We start from the raw sequence: 19,829 nt of genomic DNA on the forward strand, positions 1-19,829 counted from the left end.
TGGCTAACTTCTTATATAATAACATTTATTACACATATCCCGAATATATTATGAGATGATAAGTCTTACATCAGTAAATATAATTAATATTTCCTACGAAAATAAAAAATCCCGACAGCAACCTATCGGGATTTCATAAATCTATTTTTCTCTAGTCTCTAGTCTTTTATCTATCGTCTATTATCTTACTTCTTAATAACCCTCACATTCATTTCCTCAATCTTTTTATCGGATAGGATGGAAGGCGCTCCAAATAATAAATCGTCGCTCGTGCCTGTTTTTGGGAATGCCATGACTTCACGTATCGATGCTTTTTTCTCTAAAATCATCATCAGCCTATCAACGCCCCAAGCAATACCACCGTGTGGTGGTGCGCCATAATGGAACGCTTTGTACATGGTGCCAACGCTTTTTAGCATCTCCTCTTTGTTGTAGCCCATATTTTTATAAGTCGCTTCCAAAATTTCAGGTTTGTGGGCACGAATGGAACCACCACCGATTTCGTAACCATTTAATATTAAATCGTATTGTTGGGCAATGATACTTCCAATTTCTTCTTCCTTGCCGTTCATGTGTTTTTCAATATCGTAAACCGCTGGCATTGAGAAAGGATTGTGGGTAAACGTCCATCGGCCTTCATCCGTTTTTTCAAACATGGGGAAATCAATCACCCAAGCCGGACGTAATTCTTTCGGATTGATTAAATGCAACATGCTACCCAATTCTTGGCGCACTGCATCCAAAGCTTTATTAGCTGTAGCATAATCGGCTGCCGAGAAAAACACAATATCGCCCACTTGAGCGTTGGTTGCTTTTATAATACCCTCTGCAATCGCTTCACCTAAAAATTTAATAATAGGCGATTGCAAATCGGTTTCATTAACAATGATATAAGCCAATCCACCTAAGCCGTGTTGTTGCGCCGTGGCCGTTAACTTTTCAATTTGTCCTTTTGATAAACGTTTGTTTCCTTGTTCTTCGGCAGATACCTTAATACATTTTACAATACCGCCTTCTTCAATGGGTTTGCTAAATACTTGAAACGTCGTGTCTTTTACAATGTCTGTAATGTCTTGAAGTTTCAATCCGAAACGTAAATCGGGTCGGTCGCAACCATAATAATACATGGCATCTTGATAGGTAATCACTTCAAACGGACGTAATATCCATTTGTTGCCATATATTTTAGTGACGATTTCGTTAAACATTTTGGTGTTTAAATCGATGATTTGTTGCATGCTGGCATACGCCACTTCCATGTCCAATTGGGTAAATTCCGGTTGACGGTCGCCACGGGAATCTTCATCCCTAAAACAGCGTGCAATCTGGAAATACTTTTCGTAACCACTCACCATCAACATTTGTTTAAACTGTTGGGGTGCTTGTGGTAAGGTATAAAATGCACCAGGTTGTTTACGTGTCGGCACAATGAATTCACGTGCACCTTCATCAGTTCCGGCACTTAAAATGGGTGTTTCAATTTCCAAGAAATTTTCTTCATCCAAAATATCACGCAGTAATTTGATAACCTTGTGGCGGTTGACAATCACGCGACGCACATCATCATTTCTGTGGTCTAAAAACTTATATTGAAAACGTAGGGTTTCATTGGTTTTTGTCGCACGCTTTATTTCAAAAGGCAGTGTTCTCGATAAGTTTAAAATATCGAGCTCGTAAGCTTCCAATTCTATTTTTCCTGTTCGTAAAGCCGTATTATAATCATCTTCTTTTCGCTGAACAATCGTGCCTGTTACGGTAATAACCGATTCTGGTTTTAGCTTGACCAATTCATCTAAATTGGCAAACGACTCCCGACTTAAGCGCACTTGGAAAACTTCAGTACTAGAATCGCGTAAATCGATAAATATCAATTCACCATGATCTCGAACACTAGAAACCCAACCAGCAAAGGTCACTTTTTCTGATATGTTTTTTTCTGATATCTCGGTAATTAAATGTGTTCTGTACTCCTCTTTTATGATGATGGGGATTTGTGGTAATACTTCTTCTTCTTTAGCTTCTAGCTTTTGGCTTTTAGCCTTTGGCTCATCTGTGTTATGTTCTTCGGTCTTCGGTCTTCGGTCATCTTTAGCAAGCATCTTCAAAATACCTTCACGCACTACTTTCCCAGATGCGCCTTTTCCAATAATTTCAATCACTTTTCCGACTAAAATACCAGCTTTTCCTTGGTTTCCAGATTTAATGTCGTTGGCAGTCGCTTCATTTTCTGAAATGACTTTCGCTATGGCATCCTGAATTTTTTCTTCGGAAATGCTGTTATCCTCAAAATAGGTTTTATAGTTAAATTGAGCATTTTCAAGTAACGATTTAATGGCGTTTTGAACCAATACCACCGTTATTTTTTCATCTTTAAATAATCTGAAAATGGCAATAAAATCTTGAATATTTTCGATTTTAGAATACTCTTCAGGTTTTATGTTGTTTGATAAGGTTTTGGCGACAAACGATGCGTCATTCAATTCGGTATTAATAGCCACGAAGGTTTCCGAACGTAACGAATCCGCTGTAAAAAACTTAGCATCCTGTGGCAATACGCCGCCATGTATCAAAATGGATTCCACAGCAAAAGGAAGCGTTTTTGTATCCACGTGAATGGCTTCAATAGCACTTTTGATATTTACAAACGGTAAATCGGGTTCGGAAATAAAACGATAATCCGCTTCAAATTCCTTTTTTCGCATGGTTTTGGTTTGCTTTAAATCGGCATCCCATAAAACTGTGGTTTGGTCGGGTCTGAATTCTTTATGCTCAATATAATAATTGAATTGTTTTTCAACTTCTTCCTTTAAAGCATCGACCATAAACTTAAATGAGTTCAAGTTTTTAATTTCGGTACGTGGATTTAAGGCGTAACTATGTTTTTTACGAAGCGACACCGAAACATCCGATTTAAACTCGCCTTTTTCAAGATTAGCTTCAGAAATTTTCAAATTTTGAACAATACGTTGGATGTATTGGGCGTAAATGGAAGCGTCTTCGATATGACGAATACAAGGTTCGGTCACAATTTCAATCAATGGCACGCCAGCTTTATTAAAATCGACTAACGATACGGTTTTTTCATGCATCAATTTAGCGGCATCTTCCTCAATATGAACCTGGGTTAAATTAACCGTAAACTGGCTGCCATCATTCCTAAAACACGATACTTGTCCGTCTGGAATAATAGGATTGTGAAACTGTGTAATTTGGATATTCTTTGGGTTATCTGGGTATTCGTAATGCTTTCTATCCCAAGAAATCACTTCATTTTCAAAAGATGATTTTACTGCTTTTCCAAAATAAATAGCTTTGGTAATCGCTTCTTTATTGATGGCTGGCAACACACCCATTTGCCCAGTACAAACGGAGCAGATGTTTTGGTTTGGAGTGTCTATTTCTTGATTCGGACAAGAACAGAACAACTTGGTTTTTGTGTTTAATCGAACATGTGTTTCTAGTCCGATGACTAACTCTAAATCGTGCGCTTTTAAGGCGGCGTCTAATTGTTCCAATTCCATTATATCGTGTCTTTTAAGAAGTTAGCAAACTTCAAAACGAGTTCGTCATTATTTTTTGCGGCTGTGATTTGCAAGCCAGTGTCTGTGCCTTGTGGAATGGTCAACGTTGGTAATTGCCCTAAACTAAATCCAACGGTATAAGCATCACTTAAATACATGGCATGCGGATCTTTTAAACTATCACCAATTTTGGGTGGCGTGTTTGGTGTTACAGGCGATAAGATGATATCGACTTCCTTAAAATCATTTTCAAAATTCTCAGAAATAGCATCACGTAACGCCAATCCTTTTAGATAAATTTCATCCGAAAATCCTTGTGACAACACTTGATTACCACCAACAATGCGTCGTTTTGTTTCTTCCGAAAAGTTTTCAGAACGAGTGATCGCATACGATTCTTTGAGGTTTTTATCCTCAATACGATTGCCATAATTGCTACCATCCAAACGGGATAAGTTAGAAGCCGTTTCAGCCATCGCCAAGGTGTAATAGGTAGAAACCAGAATATCAGATTTAAAGAAATCAAGTGCTTTCACTTGAATGCCTTTGGCTTTTATTTTTTCGATAGCGGTTAAAAAATCAGCTTTTATTTTTGAATCAATCGCATCATTTTCAATGAAATTTTTAAAATAACCGATTTTACCCAACCCTTTCAGAGTTTTAAACTCTGAAAGGGTTTTTATTGCTTCTTCACTAATTTCTGATGAAGTGATTGAAGTTTGATCTTTAACATCTTTTCCGCTCATTACGTTTAAAACAATGCGAATATCCTCAACCGATTTGGCAATAGGGCCAACACAATCCGTTGACGACGCATAAGCCATTAATCCGTAACGAGAAATGCGTCCGTAAGTCGGTTTTAAGCCATACACATGGTTGTAACCCGCAGGTTGGCGCACCGAACCTCCAGTATCGCCACCAATGGAAAATATGGTGTAATCTTTGGCGACATTGACTGCAGAGCCACCGCTAGAACCACCTCCAACTAAATCGGGATTGCTGGCATTTTTTACAGCGCCGAATATGGTGTTTTCACTAGAAGATCCATGTCCGAAACTATCGCAATTCTCTTTTACGATAGGAATAGCTCCAGCATTCAATAATTTTTGAATGGCAGTTGCTGTGTAAGGTGACTTATAATTTTTTAATAAATTGGAGCTTGCTGTGGCATAAGTGCCTTGCAGCATATACACATCTTTAATCCCAAAAGGAATACCTTCAAGTAAACCAATAGTGTCTCCGTTTGTTATTTTAGCATCTACTTTTGCGGCTAGGTGTAAAGCTAAATCATCTAATAATGAATTAACCGTGTTGTTTGTGTTCTCTTTTAAAGCGTTTAATTTTTGTTGAATTAATGCCGTACAAGATATTTTTTTATCCACCAATTGCTGGTGTATGTGTTTTATTTGAGAGTCCATCATCATTCTTCTATAACTTTAGAAACTACCAAATACCCACCTTTTTCTTTAGGAAAGTTTTCGATAATGATTTGCTTTTCAATAGCTGAACTTTCAATCACCACATCATCTCTTAAATCGTTTAAAGACACGTAATTATTACGATTATTATTAAAAGAGTTATTATTTGTTGGCTGTGCATTTTTAATCACATCAAATAATTTGTTCACAGCCTCACTGGGTTGCGCTCCTTTAATACTCGACAATACGTCGACTGTCATAATTTTACTCATGTCTTAACTTTTTTAGATTAAAAAAAAGCCTTCCGAATATGGAAGGCTTTATATATTTTTAAACAACAACCTTCCGATCCTAATAATTAGGATTATTGAAATTATTATTGTTGTTATTTGTCATTAATGATTGATTTGCTCGCCAAATATATGCAGAAATAATAAATGAAGCACCATTTTTTTCTACATCTTGTTTTGTATTGTAGAATTTGTAAAAAAAGCAAATAAAATTTTTAGATTTCAACAAGTTTATATCTTGTTTGTTTGCTCATAGGTACGTTAATCAATAGTTACGCTTACTTTTGAACATTCCCTAAGGTATAGGCTTATATTATGAGATGTATATAAATAAGTTTGCCCCCAATAAAACGGGGGCAAATTAAAATTTGATATATTATTTCACAATTATAGACATATCTACACGACGGGCATGTTGTTCTGAGGAGGAATTGTCCTCGCCTCTAAAAGAGGTAAGTATTTTAGTTGGATCTATTCCTTTACTAATGAATTCCTTTTCTACCTCTTCCGCTCTGCGCATAGAAAGTTGTTTATTATAATTGCTATTCCCAACGGGGCTTGCCCATCCTTCTAACAATACTTTTGCTTCAGGATATTTAACTAAAATTTGCGTTAACTCTTGAATCTGCATAAAATAGTTGGCATTTAATGTTGCTGAATTGTTGTCAAAATATACTTGTTGTTTAAAATAAGTCCTATTTTCAGGAGACTCAACCTCTTTAGCCATCTTATCCCTATTCATCATTTTTGTTTCCAAACTGTCTAAATGTTGTCTTAAACTTTTTAACCTTATAGTCACATTATCCAAGCTATCTGCCAAAGAACTATTATTTTTAATGGTTTTGTTGGATTCTACATTCTTTAGCGAATCAATTTGGTTTTGTAACTCTTGTATTTTGTTATTGTTGCTAGAAACAAATGTTCTTGTGTTTCTCTCAGTCTGAGGATAAACAGGACTAGGGCTCGAGTTGCTAGGCATTATAATGGTGGAATTATCTCTACTACCACTACCCATAGATGGTGACGTATTATTATTGGAACTTAAATCATCGATTCTTTGGTTCAAATAATTTAATTCTCTTACTATTTGCTGATTTGAAATACCATTATACCTCGTATCAATTACTGATTGTTCATTATATTTTAATCTTAATTCGGCTAAATCTTGTTTCATCCTTTCTTTTTCCTTTTTTTCAAGTTGTGCTCGTCTAGCATCAGCGATGGTACTCAAAAAAGATTTTAGTTCCGCTTCTGTCATTACAATAGTACTTTCTTTAGTAGTAGTATTTTCACTTTGTGCAAAAAGACTCGCTGGCAATACAGTACATAAAGAAAATACTATTAAAAATTTATTTATTGTGTTTAAATGTAACATCATATTAAAATTGAAATTTATAACCTACGGATATTCTGTGAATATCTACAAAGTTGTGAGCTGTATAATCTGCGAATAGTTTACCACCTAGTAGGTTAAAAGTAGTGCCCAAAACTAAGTTGGGACTAAAAGTACTTTCTCCCACAGCATTATTATAACCAAGACCTAGTCCAGCATATGGTTGTAAAATAATGCCCGCATTTACATCAAATGGAATCACCACGTTTGCATTGATTCCAAATCCAGTACTTTTTCCCGGAGCTAAGTATAAGTCTGGCATAAATTTGAAAGGCGAATTTGTAAATGCATAGTTGCCTCTTATCCCAATAATCATGGACGCCTCATCAGCTACCACGAATCCAGTAAATATAGACATGCCTTCGTTTATAACCCAGCCTGTAGCGACGCCATTATTTCCATCTTGCGTTTTAACAGTTGTGTTGCCATCATTATCAGTAATTATTTGTGTTTCTGTTGGCCTAGTCATCGGGACATTTGGTACATTAGTTTGTTGACCAGGAGCAATAATTAAAGTTTTATCCTGATTGTTTTCATTATTACCTAAGTTATTAATCCTATCAGTATTCTCATCAATTTTTGTTTCCAACTCATTTAATTTATTTAAAATTTGTTGAGAAGCATCTTCTTGACGTGCAGGGGCCATATTCTGTTTATAAGTTCCTGTATTTATTTCTAACAACAATCGTTCTAAGCGATCTATTCTATCTTCAGTTGTTTGTGGTTTAAGCGATTCTTCATCAACCCCTTGAATAACTTTTTGAATAAGATCTTCAAGTTCTTTAGGTGTCATTTCAACTCTAGATCCTTTTTCTGTAGTGGTGGAATTAGATTTAGTATCTTCACTCATGCCATCTTTTTCACGTTCTATATCTTTTTTCTTTTCAATAATTGCAACTGCTTTTTCTGTGTCATTATTTTTATATGCATCAACCAATTGAGATTCTAAACTATCGATCCTATCTTGATAAATTTCCGTTCTCTCATCTACTCGATTGTCTATTCTTCTTTCTAAAATTTCATCGGTATCATCAGCTTTTTTTCCTAATTGAAAGCGAACTCCCACTGTAAACATGGTATGTTTTCTGAGCTCGTCGGGTGAAATAGTGTTTTCAAGATCATTATCTGCTCGTTCAGAAGTAAACATCATATTGGCATCGCCGAAAATTTCAAAATTTCTACTGACAGGTACATTTAATCCGATACCGCCTTTTGCAAAATATCCTGACGATGCGCTAGCTACGCCATCTTTGCCAACATAAGTGTCATACACATTTAAGTAACCTCCACCTAAGTTAATGTATGGAACCAATCCACGAGATACATTTAATTTAGCTATAAAATCGCCACCATACATGGCCATATCTTCCCAATCGGTAGAAATTTTTTCATTTTTGGTTGCTTGATAATAGTAACCCCGCAAACCCACATATTGATTTAAATCAAAACCAACTTTGCCACCAATAAAATAAGCATCTGCCAAATTGGTATCATCATCAAAATTGATATATGCGCCAACAGGTTCTATGATTAACTTAAATCCACTGGAGCCACCGGAGAATTTATTGTAATAAGCTTTATCCAAGTCACTCATCTCTCCTGGCTCACGGCCTCCCAAATAAAGTTGTAAACCCGCCAATACAGACCAGTTGTACATTCTATTTGTAGTATTATCTCCAAGCCAATTTTCAATTTCGCTTTGATCTTGCCCTTCTTGGTATAAAACAGAGGCAGGGTTCATATTAAAAACAGTATTTTTTGCTTCTAAATTCAGGAAAAGCCTTTTGCCAAGTCTTAGTTGGGTGCCTATACCTATGTTCGCATAAATTTGTTTTGATTCTTGTTCATTTCTTGGAGCGTCGACTGCTGCTATATCAAAAGTAAGCGTTTGTACCCCTCCTCCTAATGTTAAGTATGGTACAAACATGCCTCGCGTTGGGATATTAGCCTTAAATTCACCTCCTATACGTTCAATATCAACATTTCTATTATTAAAATTGTTTATGAAATCTTCTGAAAAGGCACCAATATCGCTCACTGTATTCCTTAAGTCATTTGATTTTTCATAAACAACTTTTAGTTCAATAGCCTCTCCAAATCCAAAACCTAGTCTGCCTCCAAACATGACACCGTCTTCTATGGCAGTATTGTTATCAAACCAAGTATAAGTAGCGGTAGGTTGCAATGTGACTGTTATATCTTTTCTTTGAGCATTCAAGTTGACACCGGTAAACATCATGGTCAAAACACATATAGTAAATATTTTATTCATAATTATTCTGTTTTTGTTAAAAATAAAGTAAACATGATATAAAGTTAAACAGGGTGGATGCCTTATGTTGACCCAGAAGAATTAAATATTACCCGTAAAGGTTTACGTATGATTTATGATTCATAGTTTAGCGGGGTGTGGCCCTCCAACCTTTTTATATAATTTGGATGCATGATGCTATATATTCTTTGAGTGCAGCTGTTATAATATTTAAAAAGAATATAATATGCATAATGAGGGTAAATGTTTATTCAGAATGTTTATCAGCCCCTAACTTTATTATATTTACAGCATGGCATTAACAGTAACCTCTAAACATTATAAGCTTCCTTTAAGACATCCTTTTACCATTTCAAGGTATACAGTAAAAACGCAAAGCACCGTGATTATTAGCATGAGTCATGGTGATTTTATAGGTTATGGTGAAGCAACAGTGAATCCGTATTATAACAGCACCGTTGATAAAATTGAGGACTCCATTAAAAAAGTGGCATCATTTATTAAGAATTTTAATGTCAAACATCCCAATGATTTTTGGCAAGATTTAGAGCCTTTTCTTGTGGATGATTATTTTACACTTTGTGCTATAGATTGCGCCTACTGGGATTTATATGCTAAAATTCACAATAGAACATTTAGGAGTTTTTTTGATAATCAAACAGAAAAATTACCATTGACAAATTATACCATTGGCATTGATTCTATTGAAAATATGAAAGTCAAAATCCTTGAAAAACCATGGCCGATTTATAAAATAAAATTAGGAACTGAGCACGATGTAGAGATAATAAAGTCGTTACGAAAAATAACGAATTCCGTATTCAGAATAGATGCCAATGCCAGTTGGACGGCTGAAGAAACGTTAAGAAACATTGAAGCACTAAAGCATTTGAATGTGGAGTTTATCGAGCAACCATTGAAAGCAGATGATTGGCAAGGGATGAAACTTTTAAAAGAAAGGAGCGAACTTCCCATTATTGCAGATGAAAGTTGCCAAAGAATGGACGATGTTGCAGCATGTGCAGAAGTTTTTCACGGCATTAATATAAAATTGATGAAATGTGGTGGTATTACGCCTGCTCTGGAAATGATAAAAAAAGCTCGAGACTATGATTTGTTGGTCATGGCTGGTTGTATGACTGAATCTTCCATAGGAATTTCAAATCTAACGCAACTAGCCGGTTTGCTCGATTACATTGATGCCGACGGCGCCATGTTATTAAAAAAAGATATCGCAGAGGGGATATGTTTTGAAAATGGAAAAATCGTCTTTTCCCAAGGAAATGGTTCAGGTGCAAAAATGCTTTAATTGGGTATTATTTATATCATTTTTATTCTAATTTTAGGTTTGTAAAATTAGAAATATGCGATTTAAGACATTTTGTCTAAAGCTCGCTTCATAAACAGACAAAAAAACAGTCAAAATTCATTTTAAGCCACTTTTTAGACGATTTAAGACATTTTCAAGTAATTAACAAATGTTGATAATTATAAAGGTAAATCGATGAAATACTTTTAAATCACTTTTAAATTTCGTATATTTGTATGTATTCAGAAGGATGCGTCAAGCATCTTTTTTTTATGACATAAACCAGACTAAAATTTTATTTAAAATATTAATATGAGCGAAGCAAAAGAAGAATTTAACAAGCACAATTATTCGGCAGATAGTATTCAGGCTTTAGAAGGCATGGAGCATGTACGTATGCGTCCATCTATGTATATTGGGGATATTGGGACGAGAGGACTTCACCACTTGGTGTATGAGGTTGTAGATAACTCAATCGATGAAGCACTTGCCGGACATTGTAACAATATTACAGTCACCATAAACGAAGATAATTCTGTGACCACTGAAGATGATGGTCGTGGTATCCCAGTGGATTTGCATAAAAAGGAAGGCGTATCGGCATTAGAAGTTGTAATGACCAAAATTGGTGCTGGTGGTAAGTTTGATAAAGATTCTTATAAAGTGTCTGGTGGTTTGCATGGAGTAGGCGTCAGTTGTGTGAATGCCTTATCAGAGCACTTAAGAGCAACCGTTTACAGGGATGGAAAAGTTTATGAGCAAGAATACGAGCGCGGAAAAGCCATGTATCCAGTGAAGCAAATTGGTGAAACGGATAAGCGAGGCACAACAATTACTTTTAGACCAGACCAAACTATTTTCACTCAAACCTTAGAGTATAGCTATGATACTTTGGCAAGTAGAATGCGTGAGTTGTCCTTTTTGAATAAAGGTATAACCATTCATCTTGTTGATAAAAGAAGCAAAAAAGATGATGGTACTTTTGAAGGAGAAACTTTCCATTCAGATGAAGGTTTGAAAGAATTTATAAAGTTTTTAGATGGAAACAGAGAACCTTTAATGAAAGACGTCATCGCTTTTGAAGGTGAGAAAAATGGCGTTCCTGTTGAGGTGGCTATGATTTATAATACATCTTATGCTGAAAATCTACACTCGTATGTTAATAACATCAATACACACGAAGGTGGTACACATTTAGCAGGTTTCCGTCGTGGTTTAACCATGACATTAAAAAAATATGCCGATGAATCTGGCTTATTGAAAAACCTAAAATTTGAAATTGCTGGAGATGATTTCCGTGAAGGTTTAACAGCCATCATTTCGGTAAAAGTTCAAGAGCCACAATTTGAAGGCCAAACAAAAACGAAGTTAGGAAATAGGGAAGTTTCTGCATCTGTAAGTCAAGCTGTATCTGAAATGTTGACCGATTATTTGGAAGAACATCCAGACGATGCCAGAATCATTGTTCAAAAAGTTATGTTGGCAGCGCAAGCACGTCATGCAGCCCAAAAAGCCCGTGAGATGGTTCAGCGTAAAACCGTTATGAGCATTGGTGGTTTACCTGGAAAACTAAGTGATTGTTCAGAGCAAGACCCTTCAAAATGCGAAGTGTTTCTTGTTGAGGGAGATTCTGCAGGGGGTACAGCAAAACAAGGTCGAGATAGAGCGTTTCAAGCCATTCTTCCATTAAGAGGTAAGATTCTAAATGTTGAAAAGGCCATGGTTCACAAAGTATTTGAAAACGAAGAGATTAAAAATATTTTCACGGCTTTAGGTGTGACTATTGGAACAGAAGAAGATAGTAAAGCACTTAACCTGTCTAAATTAAGATACCACAAAGTGGTGATTATGTGTGATGCCGATATAGATGGTAGTCACATTGCCACCTTAATTTTGACATTCTTTTTTAGATACATGAAAGAATTAATTGAAGGTGGGCATATTTATATTGCCACACCACCTTTATACTTGGTTAAGAAAGGGAATAAAAAATCATATGCTTGGAGTGATAAGGAACGTGATGCCATTGCTGAGGAATTTGGAGGAAGTGTTAATATACAGCGTTACAAAGGTCTTGGTGAGATGAATGCTGAACAATTATGGGATACTACCATGAATCCTGAATTTAGAACCATGCGTTTGGTACAGATAGATAATGGTATCGAAGCCGATAGGATTTTCTCTATGCTTATGGGCGATGAAGTGCCGCCTCGTAGGGATTTTATAGAAAAGAACGCTATTTACGCGAATATTGATGCGTAAAAGTTTTTAAGACTTTCTTTGAATTTATTAAAGAAAACCGTTAGCAATATGAAAATTTGTTAACGGTTTTTTCTTGTTCGATATTGTTTGCTGACAATAATGCAAAAAAGGGATATTATTTTATTATTTCCACAATGTTTTGCGATTAAATTTATAATTTACACATTCCTAAAAATTTAGAAATAATATTAAAATAATTATGATACAGTTTAAATTAAGGCACCTTTTTATCATCACGATTCTTGTCACATTTATTAGTCTTGATGTAAATTCTCAATCTGAAAACGAAGGATGGGTTTCCCTTTTTAATGGTAAAAATCTGGATGGTTGGAAGCAAATTAACGGTAATGCAGAATACAAAGTTGAAAACGGGGAAATTATTGGAAAAACAAAATTAAATACACCCAATAGTTTTTTATGTACTGATAAACATTATTCCGATTTTATTCTTGAGTTTGAAGTTATGGTGAGTCCAGAAATTAATTCGGGAGTACAGTTCAGGTCTAATAGTATGAAAGATTATAGGGAAGGGACGGTTCATGGGTACCAGTTTGAAATAGATCCCAGTGCCAGAGGATTTAGTGGAGGTATTTATGATGAACAAAGAAGAGGTTGGTTATATCCGTTGTCAATAAATAAAAAAGGGGCTAAGGCTTTTCAAAATGGGGTTTGGAATAGCTGTAGAATTGAAGCCATTGGCAATTCCATTAGAACATGGATTAACGGTGTGGAATGCGCAAATTTGGTTGATGATATTACATCTTCCGGATTTATAGGTTTGCAAGTGCATAGCGTTGGTGGTGATAAAAGCCTTGCGGATAAAGAAATTAAGTGGAAGAACATAAGAATTAAAACTACTAATTTAGAAACCGAACGCATGGCATTAGACCCCGAAGTTGTTGAGGTGAGTTATTTGGTCAATCAAATAACGCCTAACGAAAAAAGAAAAGGTTGGCGTTTGTTATGGGATGGTAAAACAACTACAGGCTGGAGAAGTGCTAGAGCTAACAGTTTTCCGAAATCAGGTTGGCAAATAAACGATGGTGAGTTAACAATTTTAGCAACTGATGGTGGTGAAGCTACCGGTCCAGGAGATATTGTTACAGAAGATCTTTTTAGCAGTTTTGAATTGGAATTGGAATTTAAAATTACCGAAGGTGCTAATAGTGGTATAAAATATTTTGTCGATGCCGATTTAAACAAAGGCCCAGGCTCTGCCATTGGATGTGAATTTCAAATATTAGATGATGAAAAGCATCCAGACGCTAAAGCTGGTGTTAATGGAAATAGAACTATAGGTTCTCTGTACGATTTAATGCCTGCTGAAGGACTTTCATCGCCTAATCGCCCGAAACAATTTAAAGGTGTAGGAACGTGGAATAAAGCGAAAATAATTGTTAGAGGCGGTCAAGTTGAACATTGGTTAAATAATGAGAAAGTCGTTGAGTATGATCGGTTTTCCCAAATGTTCCGAGCACTTGTGGCAAATAGTAAATACAAGACATGGCCGGGTTTTGGACAATGGGCAAGTGGTTCCATTTTATTGCAAGACCATGGAAATACCGTTCATTACAGAAGTATAAAAATAAGAGAATTTAATTAAATATATTATGGCATCAAATAGAAGGGAATTCATAAAAAAATCAGCACTAGGAGGCATAGCAACATTAGGAATAGGCATTTTGCCGGAAATGGGTTATGCCAGTATTCTTGGTTCAAACGACCGTTTAAATGTCGCTGTCATTGGGGTTAATGGTAGAGCTAAAGCCTTGACTACAGGGATAAATAATTACCCCAATGCTAAAATTATTTATACTTGTGATGTTGATGATTTAATCATCGATAAAAACAATAAATATTTAGAAAGAACCATTGGCTACATTCCTAAAGTAGAAAAGGATTTTAGAAAGATATTGGATGATAAAGATGTTGATGCCGTATTTATTGCCACACCAGAACATTGGCATGCACCCATGGCTATTATGGCACTGCAAGCAGGAAAACATGTGTATGTAGAAAAACCTTGTAGCCACAACCCACACGAAAATGAATTACTTGTGGCAGCGCAAAAGAAATATGGAAAAGTGGTGCAAATGGGGAATCAGCAACGCTCGGCAGAATCCAGTATTTTGGCAGTACAAGAAATAAAAGACGGCATTATAGGAGATGTTTATAAAGGCGAAGCGTATTATTCGAACAATAGAGGCTCCATAGGAATAGGTAAAGAGATTGAAGTGCCTTCTACATTAGATTGGGAACTTTGGCAAGGTCCGGCTCCAAGGCAAAAATATAAAGATAATATACATACCTATAATTGGCATTGGTTTAGAAAATGGGGTACAGGAGAAATACATAATAATGGTACCCATGAAATCGATGTTTGTAGATGGGCTATGGGATTAGGAATGCCCGATAGTGTGACTTCCTTTGGAGGTAAGTTTACCTATGATGATGATTGGGAATTTACAGATAATCAACAAGCAACGTTCAATTATAGTGATGGAAAGTTTATTACATGGACGGGGAATAGTCGTGGTTTGATTCAACCAAATCAACCAGATCGAGGTACTACAATCTATGGAAGTAAAGGTGTTATTACACTAAGTCGTAATGAATATAAGCTTTTCGGATTGGATGGAAAACTCATCAAAACCGTCGAAGAAAAAGCTAAAAGTGATACTATAAATACTGTTGGCGCCGGTGCTTTGGATTTATACCATATAGCAAACTTTTTTGATGCTATCCGATTGAACAAAAAACAAAATGCACCAATTGATGATGCTAGCATAAGCACGCAAATGTGCCATTTAGGGAATATTTCCCAAGACGTAAAAAGAACTATTTATATTGATGCTGTCTCGGGCAAAATAAAAAATGATGATGAAGCTATGACATATTGGAAAAGAGAATACGAGAATGGTTGGGAACCAAAATTATAAATGGGACAATTTTAAATTGGAACCCTAGATTGAGATATATTTATTAAAAATGAAAAGGAAAGAATTTTTAACTAAAAGTGCATTATTATCCGTAAGTGTTATTTCTGCAACTTCAGTTTTTGGTGTTATTTCTAACACTACTCTTAATAAAACGATTAAAATAGGAGTTATAGGTACTGGAGACAGAGGATCAGGTCTTATATCAATACTCAATGACATTGATGGAATAGATGTTTTTGCTGTTTGTGATATATTGGATTTTAGATTAAAAAATGGTCTATCAAAAACAAATAATAGGGCTAAATCTTATATCAATTATAAAGATCTTTTAGATGATAAAGAAATAGATGCTGTACTTATAGCAACCCCTTTTAATACACATGCTCAAATAGCAATTGATGCCGTTGATGCTGGTAAACATGTTTATTGTGAAAAAACAATGGCTAAAGGCCTAAAAGGAATAGATGCACTTGTTAGTAAGGTTTCAAATTCCAACCTAATTTTTCAAACAGGTCATCAATACCATAGTTCTAAACTATATAAGCATATTGTAGACCTTATTAAAAGTGGTGAAATAGGAGACATAGCCAGCTTTGAGTGCCAATGGAATAGAAATGGAAATTGGCGTAGACCTGTATCCGATCCTGCTTTAGAACGGGTTATAAATTGGAGAATGTACAAAGAATATTCAGGAGGATTAGTGGCAGAATTATGTTCACATCAAATTGATTTTGTGAGTTGGGTTCTTGGAGAGAATCCTAAAAAAATCATGGGCACAGGAGGTATTGATTTTTGGAAAGATGGTAGAGAGACGTATGATAATATATATTTATTATATGAATATCCTAGTGGTGTTAAAGCGACCTTTAAATGCTTGACAAGCAATTCTCTAAACGATTATCAAATTAAAGTTCAGGGAAGTATGGGCACTATTATAATAGGGACAGAAGAGGCTTGGGTTTATTATGAAGAAAAAGGTAAAAAGGAATTTAACGATATTGATGGAGTCTCTGGAGCAACATCGCAAAACTATTCAAATGCCAACGGAAAGCTTATTAATGTATCTCATTTAGACCCTAGCAAGCAAGCTTTAATAGATTTTAGAGATGCTATTATAAACAATGATCAACCCATTTCAAATTTATATACGGGAGCCCATACTGCTATTGCGGTTCAAATGTCTCTTGATGCTATGTATAATAATACAATTGAATATTGGAAAGAGGACTATAATTTTTAAAAGACAAACTTATTTACCGCCGTTAGCCTGTAAATCTGCAATGCATTGAGCGTCTAGTTGTGGAGGTGAATTTCCATTCATAATATTATATAATCCAGAGGGAGATACAGCTTCCCAATACATTAAACAACTAGATACATTACAGTGTCTTGAGTGTTCGGGGTCTTCGTGTGACGATTGTAAATCTGTTCCAAAATTGGTAAGTCCCAATAAATGACCAAATTCATGATTTACAACAGTAGTTTCTAATAAAGTTCTGTTTGGTTGAAAGCTATTATTGCTTGAATTTTGTAATGTTTCTTCAAAAATAACAAAAGATGTATTTCTATAAGCAGTTCCTAAAACAACAGTTTCGCTATCATCTTTATCAGACTTTCCATCGGTAAAAAATACCCACAAAGCAATTTGTTCACCATTATTGTATTTTGTTCTGTTAGTTTCTTCAATATCCGCAATTTCTTCAATGGTGTATTCTGTGTTTCCTAGGGATGAAATAGCTCTTTTATCAACAGTTATACCGTTAGGTTTGTAAGATGTTGCGTTTATAAAGTTTTTAAAATTGTCAATAGTATTTGCTGTGGGTTCAAAACCTTCTACATAAACTAGTTCAATTATAATACTTTTAAATTTCGTATCAGAAAGTATATCATTGGCAGAACTTCCTGTAACTTGTTTGTTGCCAATTTTATTTATGCCATTTGCAACATTATCAATGTCATCTTTACTACAGGATTGTAGAATGAATAATATAAATAGAAAAGTTACTAAAACTTTGAATTTCATAGTTAAGATTATCTGTTTGCTAAACTACATACTTTTATTAAATATTGTTATAAGTTAATAATCATTTACCAATTATGGTCTCTGATAATTTTCCTATACTAATTGTTAAAAATCATAAAAATATCGATAAAATGCATTTTTTTTAGATAAAAAGTTGTTTTGAGTCGTTTTTTGTATATATTTGTATAACCAAATTTATTAAAGAATGAAAAAAATAGTCTTACTATTATTATTGTTTATAGCCACTATTTCTTCAAAGGCTCAAAATGATTTAGATGCCTTGCTGGCTGCTGGTGTAGATGATGCTCAGCGTTTCGCCAATGATTATTTAGCACCGGGAACTAATGGGTTAATGTATAGTATGAATTCCAATTGGTTTAATTCGGCGGATGCTAAGCCTTTGGGAGGTTTTGAAATTTCTATTATTGCAAACGCAGCCTCCGTAAAAAACGAACACAAATCATTCTTGATGAACACAGATTTGTACAATAATGTGCAATTTGTTCAAGGGCCAAATTCGCAAACGGTTTCAACGTTATTAGGCGAGAACAATCCCGATATAGATGTTTTAATATCGTATGATGATCCCATTTTTGGTCAACAAACAGAACAAATTACCTTACCAAGTGGTATTGGTTCAGAAAATATAAATTTAATTCCTACGGCATTCATTCAAGGTGCTTTAGGTCTTAGTAAAGGCATTGAATTAAAGGCGCGATTTGTACCCAAAATAAAAACCGACGACGTGTCTTTAAGTATGTATGGGGCAGGTTTGCAGTTTGAAGTTACAAAATGGTTACCGGCAGATAAAATATTACCTGTCGCCATATCTGGATTGGTTGCTTATACACATTTAGACGGTTCATATAATTTAGATGAATCCTCTGGTGTAGATGGTGAAAATCAACGTTTGGAAACTGATACAAACACCTGGTTGTTTCAAATGATAGCATCAACCAAATTGCCAGTAATTAATTTTTATGGTGGTGTTGGTTTTATCAAAGGAAAATCAGAATCAGATTTGTTAGGAACTTACAGAGTGTCAAATGGCATTGTAACTTCTGAAGATATAGTAGACCCGTTTTCAGTTTCAAGCGAGGTGTCTGGAGTAAGAGGCACGCTTGGTACAAAACTAAAATTAGGTTTTTTTAGATTAAATGCCGAATACCATATAGCCGAATTTAATGCTTTTTCAGTAGGTGTAAATTTCGGATTTAGATAAAATATTTAAAGAGTCATATATTAGTTGTTTGAATTAGTTTATTTTTAGTTATTAGTTGGATGTTAGAAAAGTGCGGGATTTAATCCCGCACTTTTTTTTTAAGACCATTTTAATTTATACTTTTGTGCTACATGATTTTGTACGTTAATATAACCAAACAAAAATCATATTTTAGGTTAAAAATAAATCCCATTTTTGGTTAAAATTTATATACAATAGAACTTTTTAAAATAATAAACTTATGAAAATTACAGTAGTTGGTGCAGGAGCAGTAGGTGCAAGTTGTGCGGAATATATTGCTATTAAGGATTTTGCTTCCGAAGTCGTTTTGTTAGACATTAAAGAAGGATATGCAGAAGGTAAAGCCATGGATTTAATGCAAACCGCATCCTTAAATGGGTTTGGCACAAAAATCACAGGGATTACAAATGATTACAGCAAAACAGCAGATAGTGATGTTTGTGTTATTACTTCAGGTATACCTCGAAAACCTGGAATGACTCGCGAAGAATTAATTGGTATTAATGCGGGGATTGTAAAAACAGTTTCATCTAGTTTAATACAATATTCTCCAAATACAATCATAATCGTTGTAAGTAATCCTATGGATACTATGGCGTATTTAGTTCATAAATCAACCAATTTGCCCAAACATAAAATTATAGGTATGGGTGGTGCTTTAGATTCTGCTCGTTTTAAGTACAGATTAGCAGAAGCTATTGGAGGCCCCATTAGTGATGTTGATGGAATGGTAATTGGTGGGCACAGTGATACGGGAATGATTCCTTTAACACGTTTGGCTACAAGAAATGGCGTGCCTGTTTCAGAATTTTTATCTGAAGAAAGATTAAATCAAGTATTGGAGGACACTAAAGTTGGAGGAGCAACACTTACCAAATTATTAGGTACTTCTGCATGGTACGCGCCTGGGGCTGCGGTTTCTGCAATGGTTCAAGCTATTGCTTGCGATACCAAAAAAGTATTTCCTTGTTCAGCAATGTTAGAAGGTGAGTATGGTTTTAATGATATTTGCCTTGGTGTACCAGTTGTTTTAGGTAAAAATGGTATTGAAGACATTATAAACATCAAACTTAATGATGCTGAAATTGCTAATATGAAAGAGAGTGCCGATGGTGTTCAAAACGTAAATGAATTATTGGAATTATAATATTCAATAGCT

General features: G+C 35.1%; 13 protein-coding genes. 7 read left to right on the forward strand and 6 right to left on the reverse strand.

Annotation, left to right across the window (positions count from 1 at the left end):
* Nucleotides 1-185: 185 nt before the first annotated feature.
* From gatB/aspS to CSW08_RS08920, 5 genes are all read right to left on the reverse strand, one after another.
* Nucleotides 186-3,521, reverse strand: a complete 3,336-nt coding sequence (gene gatB/aspS / locus CSW08_RS08900; protein ID WP_106659537.1) for a bifunctional amidotransferase subunit GatB/aspartate--tRNA ligase AspS — start codon at nucleotides 3,519-3,521, stop codon at nucleotides 186-188.
* On the reverse strand, nucleotides 3,521-4,939 hold the full coding sequence (locus tag CSW08_RS08905; RefSeq protein ID WP_106659565.1) for an amidase family protein: 1,419 nt from the start codon (nucleotides 4,937-4,939) through the stop codon (nucleotides 3,521-3,523). Before CSW08_RS08905 ends, gatB/aspS begins: the two co-directional genes overlap by 1 nt.
* A gap of 2 nt (nucleotides 4,940-4,941) precedes the next feature.
* On the reverse strand, nucleotides 4,942-5,211 hold the full coding sequence (locus CSW08_RS08910; RefSeq protein WP_203226866.1) for an Asp-tRNA(Asn)/Glu-tRNA(Gln) amidotransferase subunit GatC: 270 nt from the start codon (nucleotides 5,209-5,211) through the stop codon (nucleotides 4,942-4,944).
* Between the two features lie 394 nt (nucleotides 5,212-5,605).
* Nucleotides 5,606-6,607, reverse strand: coding sequence for an OmpA family protein (locus CSW08_RS08915; RefSeq protein ID WP_106659539.1), 1,002 nt, complete (start codon nucleotides 6,605-6,607; stop codon nucleotides 5,606-5,608).
* 1 nt (nucleotide 6,608) lies between these two features.
* Entirely contained in the window at nucleotides 6,609-8,894 is a 2,286-nt protein-coding gene (locus tag CSW08_RS08920) for a hypothetical protein (RefSeq protein ID WP_157831449.1), read from the reverse strand.
* 292 nt (nucleotides 8,895-9,186) lie between these two features.
* Between CSW08_RS08920 and CSW08_RS08925 the strand changes: the two genes are divergently transcribed.
* The 5 genes from CSW08_RS08925 to CSW08_RS08945 all read left to right on the forward strand — a co-directional run bounded on the left by CSW08_RS08925 (nucleotide 9,187) and on the right by CSW08_RS08945 (nucleotide 16,644).
* The gene (locus tag CSW08_RS08925; protein WP_106659541.1) at nucleotides 9,187-10,203 is read left to right on the forward strand and encodes a dipeptide epimerase; all 1,017 of its coding nucleotides are present in this window, start codon (nucleotides 9,187-9,189) and stop codon (nucleotides 10,201-10,203) included.
* A gap of 312 nt (nucleotides 10,204-10,515) precedes the next feature.
* Nucleotides 10,516-12,465: a DNA topoisomerase (ATP-hydrolyzing) subunit B gene (gene gyrB / locus CSW08_RS08930; protein WP_106659542.1), complete on the forward strand. Its 1,950-nt coding sequence runs from the start codon at nucleotides 10,516-10,518 to the stop codon at nucleotides 12,463-12,465.
* 199 nt (nucleotides 12,466-12,664) lie between these two features.
* On the forward strand, nucleotides 12,665-14,068 hold the full coding sequence (locus tag CSW08_RS08935; RefSeq protein WP_106659543.1) for a 3-keto-disaccharide hydrolase: 1,404 nt from the start codon (nucleotides 12,665-12,667) through the stop codon (nucleotides 14,066-14,068).
* Between the two features lie 7 nt (nucleotides 14,069-14,075).
* Nucleotides 14,076-15,404 (forward strand): Gfo/Idh/MocA family protein, encoded by a 1,329-nt coding sequence (locus CSW08_RS08940; RefSeq protein ID WP_106659544.1) that lies wholly within the window; start codon nucleotides 14,076-14,078, stop codon nucleotides 15,402-15,404.
* A 49-nt stretch (nucleotides 15,405-15,453) separates the two neighbouring features.
* Complete coding sequence (locus tag CSW08_RS08945) at nucleotides 15,454-16,644, forward strand: Gfo/Idh/MocA family protein (protein ID WP_106659545.1); 1,191 nt, start codon at nucleotides 15,454-15,456, stop codon at nucleotides 16,642-16,644.
* 9 nt (nucleotides 16,645-16,653) lie between these two features.
* Here the strand turns inward: CSW08_RS08945 and CSW08_RS08950 are convergent, their stop codons facing one another.
* On the reverse strand, nucleotides 16,654-17,427 hold the full coding sequence (locus tag CSW08_RS08950; protein WP_106659546.1) for a zinc metalloprotease: 774 nt from the start codon (nucleotides 17,425-17,427) through the stop codon (nucleotides 16,654-16,656).
* Nucleotides 17,428-17,632: 205 nt separating this feature from the next.
* Here CSW08_RS08950 and CSW08_RS08955 point away from each other — a divergent pair, with 205 nt between their 5' ends.
* Both CSW08_RS08955 and mdh read left to right on the forward strand, forming a co-directional pair.
* Nucleotides 17,633-18,649 carry a DUF6588 family protein gene (locus CSW08_RS08955; RefSeq protein WP_106659547.1) on the forward strand — a complete coding sequence of 339 codons (1,017 nt, stop codon included), beginning with the start codon at nucleotides 17,633-17,635 and terminating at the stop codon, nucleotides 18,647-18,649.
* Nucleotides 18,650-18,890: 241 nt separating this feature from the next.
* A complete protein-coding gene (mdh, locus tag CSW08_RS08960; protein WP_106659548.1) occupies nucleotides 18,891-19,817 on the forward strand; it encodes a malate dehydrogenase in 927 nt (308 codons plus the stop codon).
* Nucleotides 19,818-19,829: the final 12 nt, after the last annotated feature.

Source organism: Confluentibacter flavum (assembly GCF_002843175.1).
GTDB lineage: Bacteria > Bacteroidota > Bacteroidia > Flavobacteriales > Flavobacteriaceae > Confluentibacter > Confluentibacter flavum.